This window comes from Peristeroidobacter agariperforans, from assembly GCF_004138335.1.
Taxonomy (GTDB): domain Bacteria; phylum Pseudomonadota; class Gammaproteobacteria; order Steroidobacterales; family Steroidobacteraceae; genus Steroidobacter; species Steroidobacter agariperforans.
This window is the reverse complement of record NZ_RYFW01000002.1, coordinates 1,360,274-1,381,001: the sequence shown is the minus strand read 5'-3', so window position 1 is coordinate 1,381,001 and position 20,728 is coordinate 1,360,274. Positions and strand designations below refer to the sequence as shown.

At 62.2% G+C, this 20,728-nt stretch carries 18 protein-coding genes; all 18 read right to left on the bottom strand.

Annotated features, from left to right (window positions below):
* Positions 1–467 precede the first annotated feature (467 nt).
* The 18 genes from rfbB to EK373_RS19750 all read right to left on the bottom strand — a co-directional run bounded on the left by rfbB (position 468) and on the right by EK373_RS19750 (position 20,715).
* Positions 468–1,547 carry a dTDP-glucose 4,6-dehydratase gene (gene rfbB, locus EK373_RS19835; protein ID WP_129645434.1) on the bottom strand — a complete coding sequence of 360 codons (1,080 nt, stop codon included), beginning with the start codon at positions 1,545–1,547 and terminating at the stop codon, positions 468–470.
* Positions 1,544–2,410 carry a dTDP-4-dehydrorhamnose reductase gene (gene rfbD, locus EK373_RS19830; RefSeq protein ID WP_129645433.1) on the bottom strand — a complete coding sequence of 289 codons (867 nt, stop codon included), beginning with the start codon at positions 2,408–2,410 and terminating at the stop codon, positions 1,544–1,546. The genes rfbB and rfbD overlap by 4 nt, the downstream gene beginning before the upstream one ends.
* Positions 2,407–2,955, bottom strand: a complete 549-nt coding sequence (rfbC, locus tag EK373_RS19825; protein WP_129645432.1) for a dTDP-4-dehydrorhamnose 3,5-epimerase — start codon at positions 2,953–2,955, stop codon at positions 2,407–2,409. Before rfbC ends, rfbD begins: the two co-directional genes overlap by 4 nt.
* The gene (gene rfbA, locus EK373_RS19820; protein WP_129645431.1) at positions 2,952–3,836 is read right to left on the bottom strand and encodes a glucose-1-phosphate thymidylyltransferase RfbA; all 885 of its coding nucleotides are present in this window, start codon (positions 3,834–3,836) and stop codon (positions 2,952–2,954) included. Before rfbA ends, rfbC begins: the two co-directional genes overlap by 4 nt.
* An 8-nt stretch (positions 3,837–3,844) precedes the next feature.
* Positions 3,845–5,860, bottom strand: a complete 2,016-nt coding sequence (locus EK373_RS19815; RefSeq protein WP_198683450.1) for a polysaccharide biosynthesis protein — start codon at positions 5,858–5,860, stop codon at positions 3,845–3,847.
* Positions 5,861–6,043: 183 nt separating this feature from the next.
* Positions 6,044–7,708 (bottom strand): alpha-L-rhamnosidase-related protein, encoded by a 1,665-nt coding sequence (locus tag EK373_RS19810; RefSeq protein WP_129645430.1) that lies wholly within the window; start codon positions 7,706–7,708, stop codon positions 6,044–6,046.
* A gap of 29 nt (positions 7,709–7,737) precedes the next feature.
* Positions 7,738–8,466, bottom strand: a complete 729-nt coding sequence (locus EK373_RS19805) for a sugar transferase (protein WP_129645429.1) — start codon at positions 8,464–8,466, stop codon at positions 7,738–7,740.
* A gap of 9 nt (positions 8,467–8,475) precedes the next feature.
* Complete coding sequence (locus EK373_RS19800; RefSeq protein WP_129645428.1) at positions 8,476–9,462, bottom strand: alpha-ketoacid dehydrogenase subunit beta; 987 nt, start codon at positions 9,460–9,462, stop codon at positions 8,476–8,478.
* Positions 9,459–10,526, bottom strand: a complete 1,068-nt coding sequence (locus EK373_RS19795; protein WP_129645427.1) for a thiamine pyrophosphate-dependent dehydrogenase E1 component subunit alpha — start codon at positions 10,524–10,526, stop codon at positions 9,459–9,461. Before EK373_RS19795 ends, EK373_RS19800 begins: the two co-directional genes overlap by 4 nt.
* Positions 10,523–11,647 (bottom strand): DegT/DnrJ/EryC1/StrS family aminotransferase, encoded by a 1,125-nt coding sequence (locus EK373_RS19790; protein WP_129645426.1) that lies wholly within the window; start codon positions 11,645–11,647, stop codon positions 10,523–10,525. The genes EK373_RS19795 and EK373_RS19790 overlap by 4 nt, the downstream gene beginning before the upstream one ends.
* Before the next feature lie 49 nt (positions 11,648–11,696).
* On the bottom strand, positions 11,697–12,476 hold the full coding sequence (locus EK373_RS19785) for a class I SAM-dependent methyltransferase (RefSeq protein ID WP_129645425.1): 780 nt from the start codon (positions 12,474–12,476) through the stop codon (positions 11,697–11,699).
* A 103-nt stretch (positions 12,477–12,579) separates the two neighbouring features.
* Positions 12,580–13,830, bottom strand: coding sequence for a glycosyltransferase family 4 protein (locus EK373_RS19780; protein WP_129645424.1), 1,251 nt, complete (start codon positions 13,828–13,830; stop codon positions 12,580–12,582).
* A 40-nt stretch (positions 13,831–13,870) separates the two neighbouring features.
* Complete coding sequence (locus EK373_RS19775; RefSeq protein WP_157994442.1) at positions 13,871–14,710, bottom strand: class I SAM-dependent methyltransferase; 840 nt, start codon at positions 14,708–14,710, stop codon at positions 13,871–13,873.
* A gap of 56 nt (positions 14,711–14,766) precedes the next feature.
* The gene (locus EK373_RS19770; RefSeq protein WP_129645422.1) at positions 14,767–15,891 is read right to left on the bottom strand and encodes a glycosyltransferase; all 1,125 of its coding nucleotides are present in this window, start codon (positions 15,889–15,891) and stop codon (positions 14,767–14,769) included.
* A gap of 15 nt (positions 15,892–15,906) precedes the next feature.
* Positions 15,907–17,184 carry a DUF6337 family protein gene (locus tag EK373_RS19765; RefSeq protein ID WP_129645421.1) on the bottom strand — a complete coding sequence of 426 codons (1,278 nt, stop codon included), beginning with the start codon at positions 17,182–17,184 and terminating at the stop codon, positions 15,907–15,909.
* On the bottom strand, positions 17,181–18,278 hold the full coding sequence (locus tag EK373_RS19760) for a glycosyltransferase family 2 protein (protein ID WP_129645420.1): 1,098 nt from the start codon (positions 18,276–18,278) through the stop codon (positions 17,181–17,183). The genes EK373_RS19765 and EK373_RS19760 overlap by 4 nt, the downstream gene beginning before the upstream one ends.
* Positions 18,275–19,825, bottom strand: a complete 1,551-nt coding sequence (locus EK373_RS19755) for a flippase (protein WP_129645419.1) — start codon at positions 19,823–19,825, stop codon at positions 18,275–18,277. The genes EK373_RS19760 and EK373_RS19755 overlap by 4 nt, the downstream gene beginning before the upstream one ends.
* Positions 19,822–20,715 carry a Wzz/FepE/Etk N-terminal domain-containing protein gene (locus EK373_RS19750; protein ID WP_129645418.1) on the bottom strand — a complete coding sequence of 298 codons (894 nt, stop codon included), beginning with the start codon at positions 20,713–20,715 and terminating at the stop codon, positions 19,822–19,824. The genes EK373_RS19755 and EK373_RS19750 overlap by 4 nt, the downstream gene beginning before the upstream one ends.
* Positions 20,716–20,728 lie beyond the last annotated feature (13 nt).

The window sequence follows — 20,728 nt, the reverse complement described above, 5'->3', positions numbered from 1 at the left end:
AGCGGCCGGAACCCGACAGGAGGTCGGCAACCGGCTCGCAACTGCTACGGATTCAGCAGGCCCGCAACTCTTCCTGAAAGTCGCCATCGCGCTGCTCCCACGGCTCGAGAAACGACGCGCACAGGGAAAGTGATCGCAATAAGAACAGGACGAAGGACCGGGTGCACACGCCCCCCTCGCGCCAGGGAGGCCAGGCGAGCGTGTCACGCCACTCGACTCGGCCGCCGCGAGTCGCCGCCCACAGCGGCTCGCGGCGCCATTCGACTTCAAGACCAGCCCGAATTCCCGCAAGAAGACGCGGAGCACGTCCTGTGCTCCGCGGATTTTGGCGCGTCCGGCGGGTGGGGAGCACCGGACTGAGACATTCCTTGTCCCGGTGCGCATGATGCGGTTCTGGACAGCCCCAAATAGCCCGGTTGGTGAGGCTTTTCCCCAGATATGGATCGCTTTGGGGAACAGGCTGCATGCTAGCGACGATATGCGCCGCTCAGCACATCGCGCCACCAGGACTCGTGCGTCAGATACCAGTCGACCGTTTTCTCGATGCCGCTCTCGAATGTTTGCCGCGGCTCGAACCCCAGCTCGCGCTCGATCTTGCTGGCGTCGATGGCATAGCGCCAATCGTGGCCGAGCCGATCGGTAACAAAGGTGATCAAGCTGTCGACGCGCTTGCCCGAGGCCGCGGGACAATTGGGGAAGCGGCCGGCCAGCGTCGGATCGGTGGCGAAGCGTCGATCCAGGATGCCGCACAAGTGTCGGACGATATCGATGTTGCGCCACTCGTTGCGGCCGCCGACGTTGTAGGTCTCCCCCACTCTGCCGCGCTCGAGGATCGCTTCGATCGCGCGACAATGATCCTCTACATACAGCCAATCGCGGACGTTCTCGCCTTTGCCGTACACCGGCAGCGGCTTGCCTTCGAGCGCGTTGACCAGCATCAACGGGATCAGCTTTTCCGGAAAATGAAACGGCCCATAGTTGTTCGAGCAGTTGCTGCTCGTGACCGGCAGGCCATAAGTGTGATGATAGGCGCGCACCAGGTGATCGGACGCAGCTTTGCTGGCCGAATACGGCGAGTTCGGCGAATACGCCGTCGTCTCGGTGAAGCCAGCCTCGCCGGTGCGCAACGAGCCATAGACTTCATCGGTCGAAACGTGATGAAAGCGCACGTCACCGCGCCAGCTGCCATCGCGACACCACGCGGCCCGAGCAGCTTTCAGCAACTCGTGCGTGCCGATCACGTTGGTTCGAATGAATTCGTCCGGACCGGTGATCGAGCGATCGACGTGCGATTCCGCCGCGAAGTGCACGACGCAATCGATCTGCTCCTGCTGGAACAATTGCGCCAGCAGCGCAGCATCGGTGATGTCGCCGTGCACGAAACGAAACGCAGGATGCGAGCTGACGCTCGACAGATTGGCGCGATTCCCGGCGTAACTCAGCGCATCGATCACCACCAATCGCCCACTGCCGTGCCTTTGCAGCCAATAGTGAACGAAGTTGGCGCCGATGAAACCGGCGCCGCCCGTGACCAGCAGATGTTTCACGCTCGCAGCTCTCTCAATACTTGCCGAAGGTTGGTGCGCCAATGCACCGGCGTCAGCCCAAGCGCCGCCGTGGTCGCTGTCACATCGAGGACGCTGTAGCTCGGGCGTCGTGCGGGAGTCGGATAATCTTTGGTCTGAATCGGCTGGACTTCAACAGGCGCGTTGAGCAGACCGAGCTCGCTCGCCTCCTCGTAGATGGCCACCGCGAAGTCGTACCAACTGGCCACGCCAGCATCGGTGAAATGGGCAATGCCTCGCAGCCTGCCGGAGATGGCCGCACGCCACACACATTCGCTCAGCGAAAGCGCGCTCGTGGGCGTGCCGATTTGATCGGCGACGACGCGGACCACCGGGCGCTCTTTGAACAGCCGCAACATCGTCAGCACGAAGTTGCGCCCGGTGCTCGCGTACACCCACGCGGTGCGCACGACGGTCCAATCCAAGGCCCCGTGCGCCGCAATCTTTTGCTCGCCCGCGAGCTTGCTCGCACCATAGACGCCGAGCGGATGGGTAGCATCGTCCGGCCGATACGGTCGGCCGGAGCATCCATCGAACACGAAATCGGTAGATACGTGAACGAGCCGAATGCCCGACGCCGCACATACGGCAGCGAGGTTGCCAACTGCATCGGCATTGATCGCGTAGGCCTTCTGCGGCTCTGATTCCGCCAGGTCCACTGCGGTGTGCGCGGAGGCATTTATCACGACCTGCGGCGCGAACGAATGCACCGCCTGAGCAACTGCATCCTCTCGAGTGATATCCAGCTGCGTGCGATCCAATGCCAAGACATCGACGCTCGCAGGCGCCGTTTTCAGCAGGGCGCGCCCCAGCTGACCCGCGGCGCCGACGATCAACGTTTTCATGGCAGGGTCTCGATGCTCCGCCAGCCGATTCCGTTGCGATCCTTCTCGGAAATGATCGGATCCACACCCTGCGGCATCGGCCATTCGATGCCGATCTCCGGATCATTCCACAGCAGCGTACGCTCGCTGGAGGGGTCGTAGTAATCGGTGCACTTGTATAGAAAGTCCACGCGCTCGCTCAACACCACGAAGCCGTGCGCGAAGCCGGGCGGAATCCACAGCATGCGGCGATTGTCGGCACTCAAATATTCGCCAACCCACTGGCCGAATGTCGGCGAGGATTTGCGCACATCTACCGCGACGTCGAACACTTCACCCTCGACAACGCGCACCAGTTTGCCCTGCGTATGCCGCAGCTGATAGTGCAGGCCGCGCAGCACGCCGCGGCTGGAGCGGCTGTGATTGTCCTGTACGAAATTCACATCGATGCCGCCGTCGGCGAATTTTCGAGCCTCCCAGGTTTCCATGAAGAAGCCGCGCGAATCGCCAAACACTTTCGGTTCGATCAGCACGACCTCGGGCAGGCGGGTCGGTTTGAAAATCATTCGATGACTCGTTCTTCCAGCATGCTCAGCAGGTACTGGCCATACTGCGTATTCTTCAGCGGACGCGCCAGCTCGCGCACTTGCGCGGCGGTGATGAAGCCCTGTCGATAGGCAATCTCTTCGAGACACGCCACTTTCAATGCCTGTCGTGTCTCGATCGCTTCGATGAAGGTCGCCGCAGCGATCAGCGACTCGTGCGTGCCCGTGTCGAGCCAGGCATAACCGCGGCCCATGACCTGGACGTGCAAGTCGCCGCGCCGCAGGTACTCTTTGTTGAGATCGGTGATCTCCAGCTCGCCCCGCGCCGAGGGGACGAGTTGTTTGGCAAATTCGTAAGCACGCTCGTCGTAGAAGTAAAGTCCCGTCACGGCGTAGCTCGACCGGGGCGCGGCCGGCTTTTCCTCGATGCCGAGCGCGCGTCCTGCGGCATCGAACTCGACCACGCCGTACCGTTGCGGATCGTGCACGTGGTATGCGAAGACGCTCGCGCCACTGCTCTTGGCCGCCGCCGCACGCAACAGCTGCGTCATGCCATGACCATAGAAAATGTTGTCCCCGAGCACGAGAGCGAACGATTCGTTGCCATATCGCTGACCGGCGATCAGGATGGCTTCGGCAATGCCGCCCGGGCGCGCCTGCTCGGCGTACTCGAAGGTCATTCCCCACTGCTCGCCGGTGCCCAGCAACTGCCGGAAGCGTGGCAGGTCCTGCGGCGTGGAGATGATCAGGTGCTCGCGAATCCCGGTCAGCATCAGCACGCTGAGCGGGTAGTAGATCATCGGCTTGTCATAGATGGGCAGCAGCTGTTTGCTGGTGACCAACGTCAGGGGATACAGCCTGGTGCCAGCGCCACCGGCGAGAATGATGCCCTTGCGGTTCACGGCCCGCCTCAATAATTGCCGGGAGTCGAGCTACTGGGCGCAGCCGGCCCGAGCCTCGCCCGGCGAGTCTGTAGTGCGGTGACGTTGTTGGTCTCGGTATGAGTCAGCTGCGCTCGCTGATTCCACACCAGATCCTGAATGTCGCCGGTAGGCTTGTACTCCGCCACGGTTTGCATCAGCAGCTGGCGCGCGCGATCGCAATCGAAGCGCGACAACGCGAGCGACAGCTCATCGAGCACCTGCTGCACCTGATACCAAGGCAGCGAATGCTCCATCGCACGCATGATCATCGGATGCTCGGTGCCAGTGACGTTTGTGCCGATCAACAGCTCCTCGAACAACTTCTCGGCCGGGCGCAAACCGGTGTAGACGATCTCGATGTCCCCATCGGGATTGTCCTCGTCGCGCAGCGTCAGGCCCATCAGGCTGATCATGCGCTTGGCCAAATCGGCGATCCGCACGGGCTTGCCCATGTCGAGCACGAAGACATCGCCGCCCTTGCCCATCGAGCCCGCTTGCAACACCAGCTGCGCAGCCTCCGGAATGGTCATGAAGTAGCGAATGACATCCTTGTGGGTCACCGTGACCGGCCCGCCGGCGTGGATCTGCTCACGGAACAGCGGCACCACCGAGCCCGACGATTCCAGCACATTGCCGAAGCGGACCATGCAGAAACGGGTCGAGCCGCGCGACTGCAGACCTTGCAAGACGATTTCGGCAAAGCGCTTGGTCGCGCCCATCACGTTGGTCGGATTCACCGCCTTGTCCGTGGAAATCAGCACGAACGTTTCCACGCGGCACTCCAGCGCCGCCTCCGCCGCGTTCCAGGTGCTGTAGATATTGTTGTAAATGCCCTCGATGATGTTCTGCTCGACGATGGGCACATGTTTGTAAGCAGCCGCGTGATAGATAGTGTGCACACCGTAGATGTGCAGAATATCGCTCATGCGATGTTTGTGATGAGCGTCGCCGAGCAGCGCGACGAGTTCGACGCTCAGCTTCTCGGTACGGATCAGCAGCTTGATCTCCCGCTCGATGTTGTACAGCGCGAGCTCGGACATCTCGAACAACAACAAGCGGCTGGGCTGCAGACGCGCGATCTGACGACACAACTCGGAACCGATCGAGCCGCCCGCGCCGGTCACCATCACGACCTTGCCGTGAATACAGGCATCGAGCAGTCGGGCATTCGGCGGCACCGGGTCACGACCGAGCAGGTCTCCGGCGTCCACGTCCCGCACGTCTTCGACTCGCGCGTGGCCGGCCAGAATGTCGCCATAGTCCGGAACCGTTTGCACCAGCAACGACAACGGTTCGATGGCCTTCAGAATCTCCAGGCGGCGGCGGCGCGATTGGGAAGGCAGCGCCAACAGCACCGCGGTTACGCCTTCCTCGCGCACCAATCGGGGCAAGGCCTGCAGCGAGAACACCTCGAGACCGTTGATCGTGCTGCCCTGTAAGGAGGTGTTGTCGTCGATGAATGCGATCGGGTGATAGCGGCCGCTGCGCGTCAGCCCGGTGGCGAGCTGAACGCCCGCGCCGCCCGCGCCGTAGATCACGATGTGCTGAGCCCCGGTGGACCATTTGAAATTCAACAGTCCTCGCACCAGGAAGCGGCTGCCGCCCACATAGATCAATGCGAACGACCAGTAGATCGGCAGCGCAGTGATCGGGATGCTTCGTTCAATCCAGAAAAACGTCAGAGCGGTGAGCAGCACCACTGATGTTGTGACGCCGGTCGCGACCGCGAAGATGGCGCGCGGTCCGAGGTAGCGGATCACGGCGCGGTAAAGACCCATGCGGGTGAACACGGGCACGCTGGTCAACAGTGCGGCCGCGTAGATCCATTCAGCGCCGCTGGTGAAGTGATTGACAGTGCCCATTGCCAGGCTGATCGCCGCCCACAAGACAGCCGGGATCCCCACGACATCGGCCGTCAGCATCATCAGTCGCTTTTGCGATCGAGGCAGCTGGGCGAGCCGGTTGGCCGTCTGCTCCAACCGTCTCGGCATGGATTTGGTCACGCGCCGCTCCCAATGCGTGCCGGCGGGGCACTAACAACACGCCACATTATTGTATGTTCCTTCATGCGGTTCATGCGCTCCCAACCGATCGCGGATTACTTCTGAACCCACTGAATCGCCACGGATTCTGGCAGAACCCTGGCAGGATTACACTGACTCCAGCAACAGACAAGTAATGTCTACTTATCCCTGCAACAGGCCCCGCCGGAGAAAGTAAGAAGGCGTGCAGCTCCAGGCATGGCAGTAGCTGGTGGCGTGGATGTCTCCGTAGTTCGCGCTCAGGGGCTGGGCGGGGTCATAGAGTTCCCAGAATGTGTCGGCGCCTGCCGCCACCATTCCGCCCCAGTAGGACTCCAGCAGCTGTCGCGCCCGGGCGTTCAGGCCGGCGGCCAGCAACGCCTCGATCACATAGTGATAGAGGTACGGGGTGGTCGGTCTTACCGCCGTCGGTGAATCCAGCGCAGTCGTCAGCGCCCGTTCACTTTCGGTCGGCGACAGCACCCCACCGAGCGTCAGCCACACCTGAGACGCCCAGCTCACTTGACGTGATGCGCCGCTGACCGCGACGCCCTGTGCGTCGTCCCAATACGTCTGCCTGGCGGCTGCCGTCATGACATCGATGCGGGCCTGGTAGCCACTCACCTCGCCCTCCGTGCCGATGCGCCTCGCCAGGTCCAGCGTCTGCCGGTACGCGTAGATCAGCAACCCCTGGATCGCGGCGTTGCGATCGAGCGGATCTGACCAATCGATAAAGATCCACACATTGCCCGGATCGCGATACAGACCGTTCGCATCGATGCCCTGGGCGATGATCTCCAGCTGCCGCTTCGCGACCGGCCAGAGATCTCGCGCGGTCGCGGTATCGCCCGTCGCGACCAGGTAATCCAGCAGGGTGACGTTGAACAGCGCCGCGTAGTCGATGATGTGCGCTTCACCGTACCGCGGAACCGGCTTTTCATAAACGCAGGCGGCAACGAAACCGTCCTCGCGCGATAGCGAGGCAAACAAGTACAAACAGCGTTTGACCAGATCGTTCTGCCGGAAGGTCGCGTAGTTCGCCAGACCTTGCAAACGCAGATCGCCGAGCCACAGGCGGCGATCGCGGCGTGGTCCGTCCTCGAAGGTCGTCTGCATGCAGTCGCGCAGCGTCGCGACGGCCACTTCGTCGATCCGTCGCAGCATCTCTGCATCAGCAACCAGCGGCGCCACCGCCGTGGCCGCCGACGTGATTGCATGCGCTTTGACGTTCTCGAACCGCAAGCGGAACTCACCGGACGTATCGATGACTTCGACCTTCACGTAGCGGAAGGCATAGCGCCGCGGCAATCGCACTGCCTGCGGCAGGTCATCGACATTGATCACCTCATCTGGCAGCCAACCCTGGCTGAGACGTCCGTTGTAGGGGTACAACGGTTCAGCAACGTCGGTCGGCACTTCACCGAAGGTCAAGCGCAAGCGCGCCGGCGCGTCGGGCGCACGCCCCACTGTCTGCAGCTCGAATGACAGGAACCCCGCGCGATGACCGCCGAAGTCCAGAATGAAGGATTCGCCCTTGCCGAAAGTATAGGTGTTGAGCAGATCGGCCGTAGCTTCACGCTCCATGCGAAAACGCAGCGGCAGCGATGGATCTGCCACCGCGCGAACGATATCGATGGGGCGCTGCTCAGTCTCGATGAGGGTGGGTATCAGGGACTGGGCAGTCGCAGCCCATGCGGCGCGCGGGTCCCCCGGGTCGACGGGTGGCGGCGGCTCCGGCGCCTGCGTTGGGCTGCTGCCGCCACCGCCGCCGCAACCGGCGAGCGCGGTACAGCTACCACCCATCGCGAACAATACGTCCCGTCTATTCATCGACTCTCCCGACTGGATCTGACCGACGCTCAGTAGCGTTCGGTCACGATCTGCGTCGCTCCCGGCGGAGGCGCCGGCACCAGCGGTGCGACCCGGGCGGCGACCGCCAGAACTTCCGGCGGCGCGCCTCGTCGCTGCAGATCCCGCACCACGCCGCGCAGCGCGTTGTCGCGCGAGAACACGGCGATTGCGGTCAGATAGATCAGTTTCAGATCCAGCAACCAGGACGAGTGCTCGATGTAGAACAGCCCGAGCACCCCTTTGTAAGGACGAATCAGCTGGTTGTAGGCGATATCGGGATCGGCCTTGTCCCGCAGGATCTCGCCCTCGTCCGAGAACACGATCGAGGCGTAGTCGGTGATGCCCGGCCGCACGCCCAGCAGTTTCTTTTCCATCGGCGTGTACATGCGCGTCTCGCGCTCGACGTTGGGACGCGGCCCGACCAGGCTCATATCGCCCTTGAGCACGTTCCACAACTGCGTCAGCTCGTCGAGCTTGTAACGACGCACGAACTGTCCGACCGGCGTGATGCGTCGGTCGCTCGAGGAGGTGGAATCGACGCCGGACTTGTCGGCGTTGATGATCATCGAGCGCAGCTTCACCATCCGGAACGGCCGCTCGCCCATGCCGACGCGTGGCGCGACGTAGAACGGCGAATGTTTGTCCTGCCACCAGATCAGGAACATGACCGGCAGCAGCACTGGCGAGGCCAGGACCAGGCCGACCAGGGACAACAGGATATCCAGCAATCTCTTCATTACTGCACTCTATCGGGCGACGGCAAGAGTCTCTTGAACCGCTTCGATCACACGCTGACTGTCCGGGTAGTAGATCGCTTCGAGCGGCTTGCTGGTGGGCGCCGGGGCATCCGGCAAGGTCACGCGGATCGGTCGCGACTTGAACCGGCCGAGCGATTCGCTGACGCGCGCGATGACTTCGCCCGCCAGGCCGGCGGTCCGCCATCCGCCGTCCACCGCCACCAGGCGGCCGGTCTTGGCAACCGATTCGACGACCGACGTGGTGTCGAGCGGATTCAACACGCGCAGGTCGATGACTTCGGCATCGATGCCCTGCTTCTCCAGTTCGACGGCGGCCTGCTGACAGAGCAAGGTCGAATAGCTGGAACCGACCAGCGTCACGTCCTTGCCGGAGCGGAGCACGCGCGGCTTCTCGCTGCGCAGATCACGTTCGACGACATCAGGCAGATCTTCGGACAGGTCATACAGCCAGCGATCGTCGATATACATCACCGGATCGTCACACAGCACTGCAGAGATGAGCAGATCGCGAGCGTCCTGCACGGTAGCCGGCATCACCACGCGCAGTCCCGGAATGTGTGCAAACCAGGAATGCAGCGCCTGCGAATGCTGCGCACCCTGTTCGCCACCGCGATTGATGATGGCGCGGACGGTGACAGCGGGCGCCGCCTGGCCGCCCAGCATGTGCGACCACTTGGCCGCCTGGTTGATGATTGGATCGGCCGCGAGCACCATGAAATCCATACGCGGATGGATGACGATTGCGCGATAGCCGCACAACGACGCACCGACAGCTGCGCCCGTGCAGGCCAGCTCGGAGACCGGAGTGTCGATGACGCGATGACGACCGAACTTGTGATCCAGATCGGTCATCGAGTTGCCGACGTACCATGGGCTCCACAATCCCTGGCCGATGCAGAACACATTCGAATATCGTTCCATCAGATATTCGAAGCCGAGCCGTATGGCCTCTCCATACGTTGCACGCACTGTCATTTGCTCGCGCCCCCGATGTAAACGAGATCGAGCAGAGCGCGCTCTTCGGGATACGCCGCCGCTTCGGCACGCGTAGCCGCCTCGTCAATTTCTTTACGTACCGATTGCTCCAGCTGCGCAATCTCGCCCGCCGTCATGCGGTTGGCATCGCGCAGAGCGCTGATCAGGCGTGGAATGGGATCCACTCGTTTCCAGGCATCGATATCCGATTGACGACGACGCACGCCGACATCGATATCTTCCTTCGGACCGACGTGACCGCGATGACGGAAGGTCACCGCCTCGAGCAATCCCGGACCGCCGCCGTTGCGCGCATGCGTGACCAGTTCGTTCGCGGCCTTGGCGACCGCGACCGTGTCGTTCCCGTCCACGCTGCGCGTGTTGACGACGTGAGCGTCGCCATAACGGCCGATACGATCGCTCGGCTGACGAAGATTGATATCCAGATGACTGGAGAACAGATTGTTCTCACACACGAACAACACCGGCAGGCGCATCGCCGAGGCCAGATTCATCGACTCGTGGAACACGCCCTCCTCGGTCGCGCCGTCGCCGAAGTAGCAGACACCGACCGCGCCCTGTCCTTCCATCTGCGCGGCAATGCCGGCGCCGACGGCAAGCGGAATCGTGGCGCCCACCAGCGGCACGCTGCCGTAGAAGCCAAGCTCACGTCCGTACAAGTGCATCGATCCGCCCATGCCTCGCGAGGTGCCATCGAGCTTGCCCAGCACCTCGGCGAGCAGCTTGTAGACATCGCCGCCCAGCGCCAGGTAGTGCGAATGCGAGCGGTGCCCGCCGAACACGCGATCCCGGGCGTTCAAAGCCGCCGAGACACCCACGGCGACAGCTTCCTGCCCGATGCCGAGATGACACGGCGCCTTCGCCAGCCCACGCTCCACCAGCTCGCCGACTTTTTCCTCGGCGAAGCGAATGCGAAACAACAGCGTGAGAAAGTGGCGCAGCGTCGCATCGTCGTACGCGCCGACGTCGATGGGACTCAGCGGGCGCGCTGGATTGGCGAGTCCGCCGAGATCAGAAGCGCGTGTTACCGAAACATCGGTCATTTGCCGCGCCCGTAGAAAGCGCGGATCGCCTGGACCACGTAGGCCACATCGTCGTCGCTGATAGTAACGTTCATGGGTAACAGCAGCAGGCGAGTGTACATACGCTCTGTGAACGGCAGCTTGGTGCCGTCGAAACCCAGGCCCGCGAACTGGTGCACCGCCTTGCCACCGAACTGCACGATGGTGCGGATGCCCTTGCTTTCCAGGTGCGCCTTCAGCGCATCGCGACGCTCGGCCTCGATCTCGTAGTTTTGGAAGATGTCGTGGTGAGCATCATCGGCATTCGGAGGCGGCGGCAGCACGAGCTCGGCCACGTCACGCAGGCCGGCATCGTACTGGGCAGCTATCGCCCGCCGACGCTCCAGATCCTGCAGGAAGGTTTTCATCTTGAAGTTCAGCACCGCCGCCTGGACGTTATCCAGCCGGGAGTTGGTGCCCCACGCGACCACTTCGCCATCGGCGTTGCGACCATGATCTCGCAACAGCATCACCTTTTCGGCGACCGCATCGTCGTTGGTCACCAGGCCACCGCCGTCGCCGAAACAACCCAGCACCTTGGCCGGGTAGAAGCTGAAAGTTCCGGCTGCGCCGAAGGTTCCGGCAAAGCGTCCCTTGAACTTCGAGCCGAGCGCCTGGGCAGCGTCTTCGATCACGTGCAAGCCGCGCTCGCGCGCGAGTTCCATCACCCGATCCATGTTCGAGGTACGGCCGTTCAACTGCACCGGCATGATGGCCTTGGTCTTCGACGTGACCACGCGACGCGCCGAATCGACGTCGATCATGTGATCCGGACCGCATTCGCACAGCACCGGCTTGGCGCCGACGAAATGAATCGACGCGGCGCTGGCGATATAGGTGTGCGCCGGCACGATGACCTCATCGCCGGGGCCGACGCCGACCGCCAACAGCGCCAGCTTCAGCGCATTGGTGCCATCCGCCATGCCGATGGCATGCTTGACGTTGAGGAAGCTGCGCAAGCTCGCTTCGAAATCCAACAAATCTTTTTGCAGGATGTAGGCGCCGCGGCTCATCACATCGCGCAGCACGCCCATGAGCTCCTGTTCCTGGGAAGCGAACAGCGCCTGATAATTGAAGAACGGTATTTTACGTTCGGCCGACATGCGGGAAATTCCTGAACTTGATGTGGATGTCTTGGAGACGAGAGCGGCTTCAACCGCGCAGCGTCGCGCAGCAATAGATGACTTTATGAGAGACGTCCGGAGCGTTGCTCAACCTCACCGGCGTGACGATGGCATCGCTGCGCGTCGGCAACTCCGCAGGCATGGGCACGAGCTGCCCGAACACCAGCCGCTTGAGCAGCTTCTTGCCGGCCATGGTCTTCGGCACCAGATGGAGCGCCACCGCCATTCGTTTGATGGGACGCAAGAGCTTCTGACGCCAGGACACGGATCCTACCGGCAAGTAGCCAAAATTCTCGACGTTGAAGCCGTGGGAATCGAACAGCCGGGTCAGCTCGGCCACGCCATAGTATTGAAAGCTGAACGGGCTCGGATTGAAATCCGACAAATCTTTATTGGCAGTCGCCACCAGCACCTTGCCGTTGGGCCTCAACACGCGCCGGCATTCACTGACAAAGCGTGCGGCATCCGGCACGTAATAAATCGCCTCGAACAAGATGATCACGTCCTTGGAGGCGTCGGCGAACGGCAACGACTGGGCATCGAACTGGCTCAGGTTGACTCGCCCGGCGTAGTGGTCGCGGGCCAGTTGAAGAATTTCCGAAGAATAATCGCCTGCTTCGAGGCTGGCCGCGACGCGGCTCAAAATTCCGAGACCCGGGCCTGAACCGCAGGCCGCCTCGAGCACATCCTTGCCACTGCAGTACAACGCCGCCCAATGATACCGGTGAGACATTCGCTCCAATTGTTCTTCACTGATCTGAGTCCCGGCGAGCTCGGTTACCTCCTTGAACTTATTCGTCTCACTCAATGGGTTCGTCCATCCCGGCGGTTAAAACACACGCGGATATTACATCGTGTGTACGTGATCGCCTAGTGAGCCGCCCTGCGCGGGCTCGCGTACGGCCCCACCCTCACAGGGGCTTCTGAGCGGCAATCTGCTCGAGGTGGGCGGCCAGCGCCTTGTACACCGTCACCGACGAATAGCGCTCCTGGAAGGTGCGGGCGGCGTTGCTTGCCAGCTCGTCTCTGCCGGCCGGGGAATCGAGCAGCTGCCGGAGCTGCCGCGCCAACGATTCGGCCGAGCCGGGCTCGTAAAACACGCCACAGCGCGCCTGTTCGATCAGCCGCTGGGCCTCGCCGGGCAGCGACAGCACCACCGGCAAGCCATAAGCCATGTACTCGAAAATCTTGTTGGTCAAGCTCATCAGCGCGCCTTTCTTGTAGGCGCCCAGGCCGACCCAGGCACGCGAGGCGATCGCAGCCAGCTGCTGTTGATTCACCCAACTGGTGAACACGATGTTGTCGGCTCCCTGCGCCAGCGCACGCAGGCTTGCTTCCTGTTCTCCCGAACCTGCCAGCACGAATTGCAGATCGGTGCGATCCGCAAGCAGCTTCGCGGCGTTCACTACCGTCGCCAGATCGATGCTGCCGACGAACGTTCCGATGAAACAGGCGATGCGTTTGTCGGGATCGACACCGAGCTGCTGCAGGATCCGAACGTTCTCCCCGTCGGCGGCAGGGGGCGGCGGCGGTGGGTATGCATGGGTAAACACAGCGTCTGCGGGACTACGCTGGCGTTCGGCCCATCCCAGCCCCCACGCCAGATAGTGCTCGGAGATTGCGACCAGCCCCGAGGCGCCGCGCAGAGCCTCTCGAGTCTGGCGGTACATCGCCCCGAACACGACCCGTAGGAGTGGAATGAAGGGGCGCGGCACTCGCGCTTCGATCTCATCGGGCCACAGGTCGCGAATGTCCAGCAACACCGGCACTGAACGCTCGCGGCAGTAGCTCACCGCCTCGTAGCTCAACTCGATGGTCGGAAACGAACACAACACCAGATCCGGCGTCGGGCGCTCCCGCGCCAGGCCGCGAAACGCTTCGGCGATCTGCCGATGGTTACGGAAGCGCGCGAATGAGATGTTCTTGCGGTAGAGATCGCCGTGCAGGAATTGGAGCTCGAGATCGGGCGCGATCGGCAGCGACTCGTTCGACTGGGTGAAATACTCCTTGGTGAAATGATTCACCGTCGAAGTCCACCAGGTCACGCGATGGCCGCGGGCCGCCAGCGTCTGAGCCAGGATTCCGGTGCGCCACGGCCGCGCGCTCTGTCCCGGCAGCGGCAAGGGCTCGCCGACGGTGATCAGCCAAATATTCAGAGACATCTACCCTGCGATGAATGTTTGTTTCGGCGACCATGCCGAGTTACTTCTTGCTGTGCAGCTCGAACGTGAAGATCCAGGCCATCAGCCGGATGCCCCAAATGTGGGTGAGCACCTTGTCCAATGCGTTCAGTGCAGGCAAGGCGAAGCTCAGGTGCGCGCCCGCGATGCTGCTAATATGCCAGAAACGAATGTCCCGCACGTCAAAAAAACGCGCGGCGAACTGCAAGTCCCGCAAATCCAGGATGTGTGCCTTCTCCCACTCGGTGCGCATGTCCGGAGTGAGCTTGCGGTACAGCTTGATGAGCGGATTGTAGTCAAGGGCTTCGACCGCCAGGATCTTGCCGCCCGGCGCCAGGATGCGCCGAAGCTCCGGAAAGGCGAACGACAGATCCAGGTGGTGCAGCATGCCGCTGCAGATAATGGTGTCCACCGAGGAATCCGGCAGCTGCGTATTCTCCGCGTCGGCCTGCACGAACACTGTATTGGCCGACAAGCCCTGGCTGCGCGCATCCTCGGTTGCGTTCACTACGGAGACGCGACTGATATCGATGCCGATCGACAGCGACGCGCCGGCACGGGCCGCTTTCAGGGCGTTCTCACCGTTACCGCAGGCATAGTCCAGGAAAACCTTGCCGGGCGCATTGCTCGCGATCCACCCATCCACATGGGCCTTGGACAGTCCGGTCGCCTGATAGTACTTCCGGTTGCCGTAGAAGCGCTCGTAGGTGTCCTGGTCGAGCTGCGCGACCTGCTTGCGGTCACGGTCGCGATCATGGAATTCCAGTTCTTTCTTCTTCCGCTCCGACAGGCTGTCGAGCCACTGCCGATCCGGAATGCCCGCTATCTCGCCGAGCCTCGCGCGAAGAGCCTGAATCTCCACAGTCCCGCACCTCTTTGCTGCCTTACCTCGCTCGCGAGGTCCGGCCGTGCCGAGACCTACACGAGCTGCCTGTACTCTCCCTCGAGCAAATCCGTTGAGTGCTCCAGACCATACGTGGCGCACACGTGCGCCCGACCCGCTTCGCCCAAAGCGCGCGCCCTTTGCGGATCCTCCAGGAGGGTGCCGATGGCGCGCGCCAGCGCCACCTTGTCCCTGGGCGGCACGACCAATCCCGTCCGGCCCTCGCCGATGACCTCCGGCAAGCCGCCCACCCTGCTCACGATGACCGGCCGAGCGCAGGCTTGCGCCTCTATCACCGACACTCCGAAGCTTTCGCTGTCCTCCACCGACGGAAACACGGCGATATCCAGCTGCTGGTGAACCTCGTGAACCTTGGAATATTCGATGGAACCGGTGAATGTCACCGTGTCGCGCAGTCCGAGGCGGTCCACCAGGCTTTCATATTCAGCCCGTCGGGTCCCTCCTCCAGCGATCAGCAGCTGCGGATTCAGGCTGCCGAATTCTTGACGTACGATCGCGAACGCCTCGATCAAAACGTCGATCCCGTACTTAGGTTCCAGGGACTTTACCGTACCGATCACGACTGGCCTGCCCGGCTCGCGCGAGGTTGCTGGCGGCACGAAACGATTGATATCGATGCCGAACGGCACCACCCGCATGTCTCGCCGGCAGATCCGCAAGCCCTGCTCGCGCATCACCCAGCTGGTCGACAGCACGGTGTTGGCGGTGCGCAGCACACTGTGGATCGCCAGCCTGTGAACGACGCTTCGAAATGGCGTCGTATAAACATCCGAGCCCCAGATGGAAGCCACCCGCGGCCGCAGGCCCGCGAGCATGCCGACGATGCCGTAGCTGCTCACATAGTGCGTGTGACAGACATCGGGTGCGAATTTCTTGGCGAGGGCGCGGACCGTCGGCACCGCTCGCATGTATGCAATCTTGCCGAGCGAGCCATCGGTTGCATAGACGAGATCGCTAGGTAGATTTGCCGATTCCAGCCGCACGCCGGGAATGGAAGCGAACACGTCGCGATGCGGACGAATAAAACTAAACAGCAATATTTCGTGGCCGCGAGCCGCCAACGCACGCACCCAGCGCTCGGTGTGCGCAGTGTTGGCGTCCGACAGCCAGAACAGCTTGAGGCGGGAAGCAGAGCTCATGCAATGTCCATCAAATCATGACCCGACAGGCGCGACGCCTGGATTGCGCGCGATGCGAATGCCGCTCAGCCACCCGAGCAGCAAGGCGGCGATCATCACTTCCACCGGCGTGAGCAGATAAAAGAAGGAATGAAACCAGCCGAAGGCGAAGAAAGCGAGCATCAGCGCTGGCGCGCAGGCGAACCACGCACTGCTGAAGCGGCGCGCGTATCCCAGGAGAGAATAGGCGAGCACGGCAAGCACGAAACTATAAACCAGCATGCCCGCCAGGCCGAGATTCAAATACAGCGAACCGAACAAGGTGAAGACGTTTTCCCGCGTGCCTTCATCGGAAATGAGCACGGTAATCTTGATCGCTTCCTCGTTGCCAACGATCTGACCACCGAACATGGCCGCGGCGAGATTGTGGAATGGCAACAGGACGATGTCTTCCGAGCCGAAAAACTGCTGCGCACCGCCGCGCAGGATCTCGGAGAACGAAAGTATTCCCGACAGCAGATAGCCAACCAGATGGCGCAGCAAAGACACATAGATCTCAACGTTGCTCAAGGACTCCGGGTCCAGTGCTGCGAACCCGAGCATATACACCGCCATGAATCCCGCCACACCGGCCAGCGCCCACAGGCTCAGGTTGCGCAATGAAAGGTTGATGTTGCCGAGCTGGACGGCCAGGATGACGCCGGCGGCAACCGGGATGAAAACGGTGTACTTCACCTGATACAGAAGCGCGCCCAGCATGCCGAGCGAAATGAAGATCAGATCCAGCCGTTGCGCGCGGCGCCCTCGCGCAACCAGCACGGCTACCGCCGGGTATGCCAATGCTTGCACGTGGCCCGCAATGCCGCCGCCGAACTCGGCCTGAAACTCCTCGTCGGCGAGTTGCGCAATGGCTCCGAAATCACCCAGCAGGCTATAGAGCTTCACGCTTGCGACCGCCGCCGCGATCGTTGCAATGACGCGTGCCAATGGCGCAGCTGCATCCAGATGGCTGGCATCCAGATAGGTGAACGGCGCAGCGGCATCGATCGGCGCGAATTTGCGCACCAACAGGCTTGCCGCGACGAAGCTCGCCAGCCCCGCGCCCCACACCAGCAGGATGGCGGGATTCATCTCGACGAAGCCGAGCGGCGACGCGAATGGCACCGCAAGAGCCGACAAAATCCCGAACGGGATCGCCGCGACCCCAAATGGCGTCAATCGACAACGCCATCGGTTCGAATCCCAGCGCGCAACCAGCCACACCACGACCAGAAACGCGATGGCGAACACGAAACTGGCGATGTGATCGATCACGCGCCGCCTTCGGTACGCCCGTGCTCGGCGACCGTGAAGTCATGACGGGTGGCTTCGAAGAACGTCTCACGCGACACCGAGCGCAACCGGCTCGACTCGCGGTTCAATCTGGAGATGACATTGCGCACCGTGGCAGGCGAGCGAGTGTAACGGCGCACTAGCAAGGTCACGACATAGACGTTGTAAATGGCCCGCCACAGCAGCCACAGTGGATCGGGCAGATAGCGACGATAATGGACGAAGCGATTCAGATAATAGAGATACACCCGTCCCAGCAGCTTGGAGTTCAGCGCCGGACCCGCAAAGGTGCTGCTGACCCGATGCCACAGGATGGCGTCGAAACAGCACGCGGCCGTCTTGCGCAGACGTTTCAGACGCATGGAGAACTCCAAATCCTCCTCGCCGAAAAAGAAGTCTTCGCACAACATTCCGACGTTCACTACGGTCGAGCGTCGCAGCAACAGCGAGCAGCCGGTAACGAACGATACGCGCTGATAGCCCGTGCGCGGCAGACTCTCCCGTGCGGCATCGGTGAACAGATAGCGCCGCAAGCCGCCCGGTAACAAACGACCGCCGCAGTTCCAGACCTTGCCGCCGGAGCCATGCACCAGAATCACCGGCACCAGGCACTCGATCTTGCGCTCCGCGTGCATCAACCGCAGCTGATGCTCCAGGCAATGGCTGTCGACCTCGGTATCGTTGTTGAGTAGCCAGAGGAATTCGGCATTCAGCGTCAGGGCGAGGCGAACGCCTACATTGCAGCCGGCCGCGAACCCCAGATTCTGTTCGTTCTCGAGCAGGATGAAAGAATGCTCGTGGCCGAGCCGTTGCGCTTTGGGCCGCAAACCATCGCGCTCGGTCCACTCGTAATCGCTGGCGTCCCCGTCGCGACGCGGCGCGAGCGGCGGCGAAGAGCTACGCCACTCGCGCAATCGTGACAGCGAATCGTCCGTGGAATTGTTGTCGACCACGATGGGCAGGAAATTCCGATGCGTGGACGCGCGCAGCGACTCGAGACAGGCGATCGTGTCGGTCGCGTTGTTCCAATTGAGAATGATCACCGCAACCAGCGGCGCAGAACCATTGTCATTCATCGCAGCGCAGCCCCGCGACGCCAGGGAATCAGGCGCAAAATCATGGCTCGATCAGAGGTGCTCAGAAGATAAAACCACATGGCGCCGGCGGTCAGGGTCGTTCCAATCGCCAGCGCCGCGACTCGCGCCAGCGTGGCATCCAAGGAGATGCCGAGCCAGTAACAAGCCGCCGCCAGCACTGTAACGATGCCGATACGAGCGCCCGCTCGTGCGAGGTCGTGCGACAGCCAGCCCACGGCCACGAGCATGAGCACCAGGTCGGCGCCGACTCGTAGCGTCCATGCGGCGGCGGCCCCGACCACGCCATATGAACTGATCAATGCCCACGCGAGCGCGACAAAGAACGGCAACTCGAATACGTGAATCGCAGCGGTGACGTGCGCCTTGCCCGCCGCTTGCAACAATGTGAAGGGAATACGCGCGACCGAATTGAACAAGATGCCCAACATGATGATCTGCAGCGTGTGCGCACTCTCTCGAGCGAACGTCGCCCCCATCCACAGCTCGAAGAATTCGCCCGCCCACATGCCGACGACCAACGCGACCGGCACGATCGACATGAGCGACGCGGCGGCGGACTGTCGATAGCCGGCCAATGCCTGCTCGGAATAGCCACCGGCCTTGGCGAACACAGGAAACATCACGCCGGCGATCGCGGCCGCCGTGACCAGTAACCGCTGACCGAGCTCCACCGGCACGCTGTAATAGCCGAGCGCCGCGACCGAAGCGAGCGCGACCACCAGCCATCGATCCAGATAAGTGAGGATGGGACTGACGAAGTTCGTGACCGTCATCCATCCGCCCTGCACCAGCAGCCTGCGAGCGGCGCTCGACGTGAATGCTCGCAAGCCGATGCGCGGCAGATTCATACGCCTGGCCCGCCCCCAGAAGATGACCAGAATGGCCAGTCTCGCCACGACCAGCGCCATGACTATGCCTGGCACGCTCGGATCGAACGGCAGCATCGCCAACGGCGCCACGTAAGTAGCCGTGGTCAGCGGAATGCGCATGATGGCCAGATCGCGAAAGCGCTGCATGGCTTCAAGCACGCCTTGCACGATCGTGATCAGCAGCAGCAACGGCAACAGCGCCGAAGTGAGGATCAATGTCCAGATGATCTCGTTACGAGCCGCCGGTCCATCGGCGCCCATGACATTGGCAAGCAACGGCGACAGCGCACACAGCAGCAAGGCGCCCAGACAACCGAGTCCAAGCGCGATGCTGGTCGCGGTATGGGTCAGCGCTCTCGCATGTTGCGGATCGGTGGCGCCATCGGCCATCGACAGCTCGCGCGTCAACGCTCGCGCCACGCCGAAATCGAACATCGCAAAGTAACCGGTGATGGCCCACACCGCGGTGAGCAAGCCGAAACGGAACTCGTTGAGCTGACCGGCCAGCAACGGAAAGGCGATCAACCCGATGGGCAGCGGCAGCACGAAACCGATCAGATTCCATGCCACGCCATGGGCGAACACTCGAGAAAAACTCTTGTCCCCCGTTGGCGCGCCCTCGGTGCTCACGATAGCCGGTGAGCTTCCACTACTCATGTACTGCTGGCGGCGCCGCGTCCCGGGCGCTCGCGCACGAAGATGATGAGCAGTGCAAGCAGGCCACCAGCGACCAGGCCTGCGAGCAGCACCCAAGCGCGTCGCGGATAGACGCTATCGCGCGGATCGGATGCATGCGCCCTGTCCAATACCTGCAACGCAAACTCGTTGCGAGCCTGAGCAAACACCTTGCGCTTCATTTCGGCCTCGACCAGGCCGGCCACCGCCGCACGAATCGCCACTTCCTGATTCTTCGCCAACTCGTCCTTGAGCAGAGCAAGACTGCGCTCGGCATCCTGCTGAGCGCGGGCGCGCATCATGCTGTCGCCCATGTGAATGAAGTCGTTCACCCACTGTTCTGCCTGCACCGGATCCGTCCAGACCACCGAGACCGTGATCAGACCGGTTTGCTTGTCCCGGCGCACCGACAGGATCTTTTTGCGGAAATGTTTGACGGCGCGTTGAATGGAAAGGTTTTTCTTCGGCAGTCCCAACACGTCGGCAAGCATGGTGCGAGCATCGGCGGTAAGCGGTTCCAGCATGCCGTGCTGCTCGATGAAGTCCTGCGCCAGACTCCACGACTGCAACACCGCGACCGCTTGATCCGCCGTCGCCCCCTTGCCCAACGCCATCCCCGCCATCTGAGCCAATCCGCCGAACTGCCCGACGATTCCGGCCAGCGCCGATTCGGTCATATCTTCCTGGCGCACGCTGAGTACCGCTTCGCTGCGATAGCGAGGCTCGGCGAGCACTGCGAACGTCACAGCGACGACGCCGCCGACCAGCACGCAGGCGCCGACCAGGATCCAGTGCCGCAACAACAAGCGAACCAGCGCGAACACATCGAGCGTCCGCTCATGCACGGGTTGGGCGACTTCCGAAGGTTGCATGCTGCAATTCACT